The 1,688-nt window shown below is 72.7% G+C and carries 2 protein-coding genes; both read left to right on the forward strand.

Annotated elements, in window-relative coordinates; genetic code table 11:
* A partial coding sequence (locus AC1D01_RS33570) for an SDR family oxidoreductase (RefSeq protein ID WP_477873797.1) occupies positions 1–574 on the forward strand: 574 nt, incomplete at its 5' end.
* On the forward strand, positions 564–1,688 hold a 1,125-nt coding region (locus AC1D01_RS33575), incomplete at its 3' end, for an MBL fold metallo-hydrolase (protein ID WP_477873798.1). The genes AC1D01_RS33570 and AC1D01_RS33575, both read left to right, overlap by 11 nt.

Below are 1,688 nucleotides of genomic sequence, written 5' to 3' on the forward strand. Positions count from 1 at the left end.
CGCCGTCACGCACGCGAAACTGACGAACCTCGTGCACGCCGACCTGCACGACCTGGCACCGATCGAAGACAGCCTGCGCGGCATCGACGCCTGCTTCTTCTGCCTCGGTGTCTCGTCGCTCGGCATGAGCGAGGCCGACTACCGCCGCGTGACGCTGGACCTCACGCTCGCGATCGCCGGCACGCTGGTGCGCACGAGCCCGCAGCTGTGCTTCATCTACGTCTCCGGTGCCGGCACCGACAGCAGCGAGCGGGGATCGTCGATGTGGGCCCGCGTGAAGGGCCGCACCGAGAACGAGCTGATGCGCCTGCCGTTCCGCGCGGTGTGGGGGTTCCGGCCCGGGGCGATCCAGCCGCTGCATGGCGCGCGCTCGAAGACCGGCTGGATCCACGGCTTCTACGTGGTGCTCGGCCCGCTGCTGAGCGGCCTGCGCCGGCTGTTCCCGGACCGCCTGCTGACCACCGAGAGCATCGGCCGCGCGATGCTGGCCGCGGCCCGGGGCGGCGACGTCCGCCAGGTGGCCGAGGTGCCGGCGATCCATGCCTTGAGCCAGGAGCGTGTCGATGGGCGCTGAACGCCGCAAGTCGGTCTGGCGCCGGGTTGCCTGGGGTGGCGCGTGCGCCGCCGCGCTGGCGGCGCTGGTGTTGTCGAGCGCCTGTTCCAGCTTCGGCCAGTGGAGCCGCAGCCCGCAGGAGCAGGTTCAGGTCCAGGCCTCGCCGCAATGGCACGACGGCCAATTCAACAACCCGCAGCCGATGTGGAGCGACATGAAGAGCGCGCTGTGGCGGGCGTTCGATTCGGAACCCGGCCAGTCGCCGGCCGGCCCGGTGCCGGTGCTGCGCAGCCAGGGCGAGGCGTTCGCCGTCGCACCGGCCAGCGGCCTGCGCGTGACCTGGTTCGGCCACTCGTCGACGCTGCTCGAGATCGACGGGCAGCGCGTGCTGCTCGACCCGATCTGGAGCGAGCGGCCCTCGCCGGTGACCTGGGCCGGCCCGAAGCGCTGGTTCGCGCCGCCGATCCCGCTCGACAAGCTGCCGGCGGTCGATGCGGTGCTCGTCTCGCACGATCACTACGACCACCTCGACCGCGCGACCGTGATGGCACTGCAGGCGCGCGGCGCACGCTTCATCGTGCCGCTCGGGATCGGTGGGCACCTGCGCGGCTGGGGCGTGCCGGGCGATCGCATCGTCGAGCTGGACTGGTGGCAGTCGACCGCGGTCGGCACGCTGCAGGTCACGGCGACACCGGCGCGCCATGCCTCGGGCCGCATCAACCCGCAGGCCGACCACACGCTGTGGAGCGGCTTCGCGCTGGTCGGGTCGCGGCACCGCGTCTGGTACTCCGGCGACACCGGCCTGTTCGACGAGATGAACGACATCGGCGCGCGCCTCGGCCCGTTCGACCTGACGCTGATCGAGTCGGGCCAGTACGACGCCGACTGGCCCGACTGGCACCTCGGGCCCGAGCAGGCGGTGCTGGCGCACCAGCGCGTGCGCGGGCAGCTGATGATGCCGGTGCACTGGGGGCTGTTCGCACTGGCCCACCACGGCTGGACCGAGCCGGTCGAGCGCGTGCTGGCGGCGGCCGCGTGCCAGCACGTCAGCGTGCTCACGCCGCAGCCGGGGCAGAGCGTGGAGCCGCAGCAGGCGGCCTCGGCCGCGCGGTGGTGGCCGGTGCAGCCGTGGCAC

It is taken from the genome of Rhizobacter sp. P3_B12 (assembly GCF_056402895.1).